The following is an 8,037-nucleotide window of genomic DNA, read 5'->3' on the forward strand; positions in this document are numbered from 1 at the left end:
GGTAAGGATATTATTATGTCAGTCAAAACATTCAAAAGAACTTTAGCGGCGATGGCGCTTATGGCGGCCTCTGTTATGTCCTCTTCCGCTTGGTCAGACGACTTACAACAGATCCGTGATCGCGGAGTGTTGCGCCATATTGGTGTGCCGTACGCTAACTTCGTTTCTTATATTGAACAAGGTGAAGTGGAAACCTTGACTGGCTTAGATGTAGAGATAGTAAAAGGCTTTGCCAAGTCTTTGGGCGTTAAGTACCAATATGTTCCAGCTCAGTGGAGCGATATGGTCGGTAAGCTGACGGGCCAAGATGTTCAATACCATAATAAGCAAGCTGTTGTGGGAGAAAGTGTTCCAATCGAGGGTGACTTGATCGCAAATGGCGTTACCATTCTTGACTGGCGCTCTGAAGTTTTAGACTTTTCACAAGATTACTTCCCGTCGGGCGTTTGGTTAGTTTCCAGAACAGATTCCACGCTGAGTCCGATTAAACCAAGTGGTTCGGTTGATGAAGATGTAAAAACCGTCAAGCAGCTTATTCATGGTCGCGAAGTGTTAGCGTTGGAGCACTCTTGCTTGGACCCTAATCTTTATGACTTATATGACACAGGCGCAAAAGTCATACTGCCTGATGGGGCTCGTCTTCTTAATGAGATGGTGCCAGCGATAATGAAAAATGATGCGGAAAGCACATTACTAGACGTCGCCGATACGTTAATTGCATTAGAAAAATGGCCAGGTGAAATAAAAGTCATTGGTCCAGTATCCGAAAATCAGAAAATGGCTGTTGCATTCCGTAAAAACTCGCCGGAATTACGCAAAGCATTTGATCGTTATTTAGATTCAATAAAGAAAGATGGAACCTACGAAAAATTAGTAAAAAAATACTATCCATCTATTTACTACTTTTATAACGATTACTTCATAGAAGATAGTAAGAAAACCCGATGAAAAAGGCCGTTAAAAAATATCCAGTAAAAAATTTATTGCAATAAGCGCAATATTAGTCTCTATTTATTTAGCTATGCTTATTGTTGTGACAAGTTTGGGGCAAAATAAATTAAAAGAATCCCAACATAGGGAACTTGGTTTAAAAGTAAAAAGTTACGCAAGCACACTCGATAATTTATTTACCATTGCTAGTGAAGATGTTGATAATTTATCTACAGATAAAACAGTACAAACATTCTTTGCTAATTTAGCCTCTGGCATGTCAATGGAGTACGGATTAGGAGCGAGTTTAATTAACTTGAAGCGTCGTTTCGATGAAAAGATAGATGGTAAGTTAATTAATAGCAGCCAAATCTATAAAAAGCTCACACTGGTAGGCAGTGATGGCACAACGATTGTCACGACGGGCTCTGAAGACAACATAGAGCATAAGATGGATATCCAAACCTTAATGACTCAACATGGGCATCCCGAAGAGGTTTGTGCAACTCGATATAACGACGACGTGCGTATTCAAGTCATCAAGCAAGTTAAGTTTTCTGGAAAGCCAGTTGCCTTTCTAATTGCAGATCTCAATAAAAACATTGTTATTGATCAGCTCACTAATCAAGAGCACGAAGACAGTTATAGCCGGATGGTGCTCAAAATAAAAGACGTTGAGATGGTCGTATGGGATACAATAAATAAAACGTCTTCTCATAATAAAGATGAGAATTATTTAATATCTGAAGCCGTTGATGGAAAGATATATTTTGAAGTGCCTGTTGAAAAACATCACTTCAAACTTATGGCTTGGTTTGAGCCTTTGAGTGAGCGAGATATTTTTACATCACGGATCTTCATTCTCGGTTTGAGTATTCTTGCTGTTATGGTTGTTATTGCGCTGTGTTATGCGTTCATCACAAACAATAATAGAATTGAATTGAAAATTAAACTTGAAGAAGAGAAAAAGCGAAAAGACATACTTTCTCAACAGAACCGAAAACTAACTAACGAAATTGAACGACGAAAAGCGTCTGAAAAAGAACTCGCCTTCCAAGCTAAATACGATACGTTGACTAACTTGCCTAATCGTAGCTACGGTTCTGAGAGACTGGCTTTGGAGTTGATTAGAGCGTCACGTAGTGGTTCAAAAGTATTGGTCATGTTTATTGATTTAGACCACTTTAAGCAGATTAACGATTCAATGGGTCACTTTGTTGGCGACGAGATCCTTAAACTTAGTGCTCAACGACTGCATCAAGTCGCGAGAAAAACAGACTTACTGGCGAGAATTGGTGGGGATGAGTTTTTATTAGTGATTCCTGACTTGCCTGATAACGACACCGCGAAGCGCGTTGCTTCAAGCGTGCTTTCGGCGTTTAACGATCCATTTGTATGGAACAACCATGAATTCTTCTTGAGTAGCAGCGTCGGAATGTCTGTATTTCCGGATGATGGAGATAATGCCGAGCAGCTCCTCGCCTGTGCTGACATGGCGATGTATCGCGTGAAGCAAGATGGACGCGATGCCTTCTGCTTTTATAACCACAATATGAACCAAGACTTGCAACGCTATTTGGATTTGGAAAATCGACTAAGAAATGCCATCTCCAGCCAATTACTAGAGTTGTATTATCAACCTATTATTGAGCTGAGCAGTGGTAAAATTGTTGGCGCAGAAGCGTTAATGCGTTGGAATGATGAGAAGTACGGATTCGTAAATCCTGAAGAGTTTATCTCTATTGCTGAGAAAAATGGCTTGATTCATCAAATTGGTGAATTCGCTATCCAGCAAGCGTGCCGCCAAGCGGCGCAATGGCAAAGTCTGACGCCGCTGTTTGTTTCTGTGAATTTCTCCAGTGTTCAATTTAGGTATTGTGATCGCTTACTTGCGTTTATTAAGAACAGCCTTGAGGAGTCTGGTCTTCCATCAGATAAGTTCGATATTGAAGTGACAGAGAGCCTTCTCTTTAACCACGACTCAGAGCTATTAGACATGCTCAATAACTTAAGAGCGTTAGGCACTAAGCTTACCATCGATGACTTTGGTACTGGCTATTCTGCGTTGAGTTACTTACAGAAATTCCCGTTCGATCGCCTTAAGATTGATCGCAGCTTTATGCAAAATATGTTCGAGAACGACTCCGATCGTGAGCTCGTCAACGTGATCATTGCAATGGCGAAAGCGCTGAACCTTAAGATTGTCGCTGAAGGCATTGAAGAACAGCGTCATGTCGATTATCTAAAAGACTTAAACTGTGAGTTCGGGCAAGGTTTCCACTATAGCCGCCCGTTACCAGCTAAGGACTTTGAAGCACTACTTAAACAACCAACTGGGCTATAACTCCTTTTATTACAATATTATAGGAAAGCATTAATTGAATTCGTGCCTTGGATTCATTAATGCTTTTCCACCTTAAGGGATAATCCTTCTTCCTTCCTTGAATTACACTACAATTAATTGATGAGTGATAGCCCGTGATGCCCGTCACATAAAGGCTCAACCTAATTCTAAACGAGTAAATACTCGCCAAAATAACCAGGAAGGAATTTCAAATGTCTTCTGCATTCTACCAACAGATTCAGCAGCAAATTGAAGAAGTGAAGGCTGAAGGTCTTTACAAATCAGAGCGCGTAATCACGTCTCAGCAGCAAGCGGCTGTTAAAATCTCTACCGGTGAAGAAGTATTAAACTTCTGTGCAAACAACTACCTTGGTCTTGCTAACCATCCTGCGCTAATTGAAGCGGGTAAAGCGGGTATGGACGAACACGGCTTTGGTATGGCTTCAGTACGTTTCATCTGTGGTACTCAAGACATCCACAAAGAGCTTGAGCAGAAGTTGTCTAAGTTCCTAGGTAAAGAAGATACGATTCTTTACACCTCTTGCTTCGATGCAAACGCAGGTCTGTTTGAAACCATTCTCGGTAAAGAAGACGCAATTATTTCAGACGCACTAAACCACGCGTCAATCATCGACGGTGTTCGTCTATGTAAAGCAATGCGCTTCCGTTACTCAAACAACAACATGGAAGAGCTAGAGCAACAACTGATTGCTGCGAAAGAAGCAGGCGCACGCCACATTCTTATCGTTACTGACGGTGTGTTCTCAATGGATGGCGTAGTGGCGAACCTTCCGGCTATTTGTGACCTAGCTGAAAAATACGGCGCACTGACCATGGTTGATGACTCTCACGCGGTTGGCTTCATGGGTAAAACGGGTGCAGGTACGCACGAATACCACAACGTGGTTGACCGTATCGACATCATTACAGGTACGCTAGGTAAAGCAATGGGTGGCGCTTCAGGCGGTTACACGTCTGGTAAAGCGGAAGTGATTGACTGGCTACGTCAGCGTTCTCGTCCATACCTATTCTCTAACTCTGTTGCACCAGCAATCGTAAGCGCTTCTATCCGCGTTCTAGACCTACTAGAAGAGAGCGGTGACCTACGTGACCGTCTATGGGAAAACGCAGCACACTTCCGTACTCGTATGGAAGACGCTGGTTTCACAATGGGTGGTGCTGACCATGCGATCATTCCAATCATGCTAGGTGATGCGAAAGTGGCAGCAGAATTTGCTGAGCGAGCACTAGAGAAAGGCATCTACGTAATCGGCTTCTCATTCCCTGTTGTACCAAAAGGTCAAGCGCGTATCCGTACTCAAATGTCTGCGGCGCACTCTCGTGAGCAACTAGACCGTGCAATCGACGCGTTCATCCAAGTTGGTAAGGACATGGGCATCATCTAGGTTTCGTTTCCTCTTCCTAGCCTCCTTCTAAAACATAGGAGAGGGGTTAGATGGGATGGAGAAAGAGACGCTTAAAGATAAAAAGGCTTTCCCAACTCTTCAGAGTCGGCTCATGGGCAAAGCCTTTATTTCTTCTTTAAACGCATTAGATGAAAGAATTTTTTGTCACGCATAGAGCGGGGCAATGTTTGGTGAATACTATGAAAATTAAAGCATTATCAAAGCTAAAGCCTGAAGAAGGCATCTGGATGACTGAGGTTGATAAACCTGAAGTTGGCCATAACGACATTCTGATCAAAATTAAGAAAACCGCTATCTGTGGTACAGATGTACACATCTACAACTGGGACGAATGGTCACAAAAGACAATTCCAGTGCCTATGGTTGTGGGTCACGAATACGTGGGTGAAGTGGTAGCGATTGGTCAGGAAGTTCGTGGCTTTGAAATCGGTGACCGCGTATCTGGCGAAGGTCACATCACGTGTGGTCACTGTCGTAACTGTCGTGGCGGCCGTACTCACCTATGTCGTAACACGATTGGTGTGGGCGTTAACCGCGAAGGTGCATTCGCAGAATACCTAGTGATCCCAGCGTTCAACGCGTTCAAGATCCCTGAAGGCATCTCTGACGATCTAGCGTCTATCTTTGACCCGTTTGGTAACGCAGTGCACACCGCGCTTTCTTTCGACCTAGTAGGTGAAGACGTGCTTATCACAGGTGCTGGCCCAATCGGCATCATGGCAGCTGCAGTCGCGAAACACGTTGGTGCTCGCCACGTAGTGATCACAGACGTGAACGAATACCGTCTAGAACTTGCTCGTAAGATGGGCGTAACGCGCGCAGTAAACGTTGCTGAAGAGAAGCTAGAAGACGTAATGGCTGAACTAGGCATGACAGAAGGCTTTGACGTAGGCCTAGAAATGTCTGGTAACCCAGCGGCATTCAACTCAATGCTAACCACAATGAACCACGGTGGCCGTATTGCATTACTCGGTATTCCACCATCAGATATGGGCATTGATTGGAACCAAGTGATCTTCAAAGGCCTAGTTATCAAAGGCATCTATGGTCGCGAAATGTTCGAAACATGGTACAAGATGGCTTCACTGATTCAATCTGGTTTGGATCTATCACCAATTATCACGCACCACTACAAGATTGATGACTTCCAAGAAGGCTTCGATGTCATGCGTTCAGGCATGTCTGGCAAAGTTATCCTTGATTGGGAATAATCTGCTCAAATAAGAAAGCGCTCCGAAAGGGGCGTTTTTTTTTCGTTTTTTAAACGCTTAGATTTTTTATTATTTAGCTCACACCCTATCTCTTTTCGTTTCTAAAAGCTGTCTAATTCAGAAAAAACTGCCTTCTTCGTGTTTCAACGTATGCAGAACACACTAAAGACCTTTTATTTAATATGGTTAATTGGTGGTTTTATATTCCAACCTAAAAGAATATCTCGGTTTAAAGCACTGCTTTTCTTTTGACAACTACAATGAACTGACTTCTTTTTATCTTTTTAATCTTGATATGCACTTTGTTTTATTTGTTGAGCTATAACTAATAATACAATCATCTGTATAGAGTTCACAGAGATAGAAATGGAGCTTCATATGAAAATTTTTTGTTTGATTATTCCCTTGTTATTTACAGTGTTGAGCTTACAAACGAGGGCAGAGACAATTAGCGGTACGATAGACGTTTCGATCAATTTAGTGGAAGGCTGTGTCATTAATGGCAACAATGCGGTGAACGGTTCCAGTAATATTGGTTTTGGCTCATTAAATTTTGGTGACGTTCCGGCCATTTTTACTGAGCAAGAAGCAGTCTTGACTGGGGAAGGTGGTACGGGGATCGAAATACTTTGCAGCAATGGAGTCACGCCTACTTTCTCTTTAGTCAGTGGTGCCAACGATCCCAGTTCGACGACAGGTAATCACGCAATGACCAACGGATCCGAGTTTGTGGATTACACTCTCTTCACTGATTCAGATCGTTCTACCCAGTTTACCTCGAGTAACCCTATAGCACTCTCTACATTTAATGGTGTTGATTCAGAGACCATTAATTTGTACGCCACGGCATACGGTACCAGCAGCGTCGCAGGAAATTATGTTGATACACTAAACGTAACTCTGAGTTGGTAAGTGAACTCTATATTACTCAAAGCATTTTTATTCACCGCCTGTGCCACTTTTTCCTATCCTATTTTTGCAGCGCAGAGTGAAACTTTCCAAGTGTCAGCGACCATTGATACGGGATGTCTGATCAATGGTGCGCTGACAGAAGAGAGTAACACTCAAATTGGAACAATAGGAGAGTTAAACTTTGGTGAACATTCTGCTATTTATGCTGCGGAAGTAGAAGGCAGCATCACCTACAACGGTGGGCTTACGTTAAGTTGTACCCCTGGCATAGCCATGAATATTAAGATTGACGGTGGTTTGAACGCTTCGCTAGGGGTACGCAAGCTGAAGCACACAGAAAAGTCGAGTACGGTGGATTATTTATTATTTGAAGATGCAGAACACTCTCAAGTATTAGACATTGATACCCCCTATTCTGTTGGAACTAATGAAGACCCTGACAACATTCAGGTGCCAATTTGGGCAAAGGCGATATTAAATGGAAATGAAATCGCTGGTATTTATACAGATACTCTTACCTTAACGCTTGAGTGGTAAGCGCTGTTTCGAAGAAATGATAACCTTCGGAGAAATTAAATGGATTTAATAATAAAAAGACTGGTTTTCGTCACTATTTTCTTATCAACGTTAACTTCACAGGCCTATGCTAATTCTCTCCTTATTTGGCCTATTTACCCTAAAATATCTTCTGAATCGAATGCGACATCAATTTGGATGGTTAATCAAGGCACTGAAGATTTTTATTTGCAGGTTCGTATTTTTCAGTGGGGGCAGAAGGATGGGCAGGATACATATGCGCAGCAACGACAACTGATAGCTACGCCTCCTTTTGTGAAAATTGCACCTGGTGCCAAGCAACTTATTCGTATATTAAATCAAGATGGAGCGCTTTCGAATAAAGAGTACGCATATCGTATTATCATCGATGAACTCCCGCCAGCTAAAGGGCCTCAAGATGAAAATAAAGAAAATGATCTGGCAGTAAAAGTGAGAATGAGATATTCCATACCATTGTTTATGTACGGTAAAGGGATGAAAAGACAATCCCAAGGAACAAATGAAGTTTGGAGCGGACTACAGGCAAAGATTATAAACCGTCATTCCGCAGCCAATTTCAGAATTAAAACAATGTGATCCAGTGATCGTTTACAAATGTTAGTGCGACAGACCTCTTGACCGCGATCCCCAGTTTTGATCTATTACTGTTATTTAA

General features: G+C 42.3%; 7 protein-coding genes. All 7 read left to right on the forward strand.

Annotation, left to right across the window (positions count from 1 at the left end; all coding sequences use genetic code 11):
- Positions 1 to 15 precede the first annotated feature (15 nt).
- The 7 genes from NL643_RS18260 (at position 16) to NL643_RS18290 (ending at position 7,958) form a co-directional block, all read left to right on the forward strand.
- The gene (locus NL643_RS18260) at positions 16 to 948 is read left to right on the forward strand and encodes a transporter substrate-binding domain-containing protein (RefSeq protein ID WP_005394865.1); all 933 of its coding nucleotides are present in this window, start codon (positions 16 to 18) and stop codon (positions 946 to 948) included.
- Between the two features lie 73 nt (positions 949 to 1,021).
- A complete protein-coding gene (locus NL643_RS18265; protein WP_253644940.1) occupies positions 1,022 to 3,274 on the forward strand; it encodes a bifunctional diguanylate cyclase/phosphodiesterase in 2,253 nt (750 codons plus the stop codon).
- A 212-nt stretch (positions 3,275 to 3,486) separates the two neighbouring features.
- Positions 3,487 to 4,680, forward strand: a complete 1,194-nt coding sequence (locus NL643_RS18270; protein WP_048625384.1) for a glycine C-acetyltransferase — start codon at positions 3,487 to 3,489, stop codon at positions 4,678 to 4,680.
- Positions 4,681 to 4,880: 200 nt separating this feature from the next.
- The gene (gene tdh, locus NL643_RS18275; RefSeq protein ID WP_005383983.1) at positions 4,881 to 5,912 is read left to right on the forward strand and encodes an L-threonine 3-dehydrogenase; all 1,032 of its coding nucleotides are present in this window, start codon (positions 4,881 to 4,883) and stop codon (positions 5,910 to 5,912) included.
- 378 nt (positions 5,913 to 6,290) lie between these two features.
- Positions 6,291 to 6,824, forward strand: coding sequence for a spore coat protein U domain-containing protein (locus NL643_RS18280; RefSeq protein ID WP_233059815.1), 534 nt, complete (start codon positions 6,291 to 6,293; stop codon positions 6,822 to 6,824).
- Positions 6,825 to 7,361 carry a spore coat U domain-containing protein gene (locus NL643_RS18285; RefSeq protein ID WP_225461341.1) on the forward strand — a complete coding sequence of 179 codons (537 nt, stop codon included), beginning with the start codon at positions 6,825 to 6,827 and terminating at the stop codon, positions 7,359 to 7,361. It abuts the gene before it with no gap.
- A gap of 39 nt (positions 7,362 to 7,400) precedes the next feature.
- Positions 7,401 to 7,958 (forward strand): molecular chaperone, encoded by a 558-nt coding sequence (locus tag NL643_RS18290; RefSeq protein WP_253644941.1) that lies wholly within the window; start codon positions 7,401 to 7,403, stop codon positions 7,956 to 7,958.
- Positions 7,959 to 8,037 lie beyond the last annotated feature (79 nt).

The sequence above is a fragment of the Vibrio sp. Y42_MX_L11 genome (genome assembly GCF_024181785.1).
GTDB classification, from domain to species: domain Bacteria; phylum Pseudomonadota; class Gammaproteobacteria; order Enterobacterales; family Vibrionaceae; genus Vibrio; species Vibrio diabolicus.

Coding starts and splice junctions, on each gene's coding strand:
- NL643_RS18270 (WP_048625384.1), top strand. CDS start 3,487: ATGTCTTCTGCATTCTACCAACAGATTCAGCAGCAAATTGAAGAAGTG.
- NL643_RS18280 (WP_233059815.1), top strand. CDS start 6,291: ATGAAAATTTTTTGTTTGATTATTCCCTTGTTATTTACAGTGTTGAGC.
- tdh (WP_005383983.1), top strand. CDS start 4,881: ATGAAAATTAAAGCATTATCAAAGCTAAAGCCTGAAGAAGGCATCTGG.
- NL643_RS18260 (WP_005394865.1), top strand. CDS start 16: ATGTCAGTCAAAACATTCAAAAGAACTTTAGCGGCGATGGCGCTTATG.
- NL643_RS18290 (WP_253644941.1), top strand. CDS start 7,401: ATGGATTTAATAATAAAAAGACTGGTTTTCGTCACTATTTTCTTATCA.
- NL643_RS18265 (WP_253644940.1), top strand. CDS start 1,022: ATGCTTATTGTTGTGACAAGTTTGGGGCAAAATAAATTAAAAGAATCC.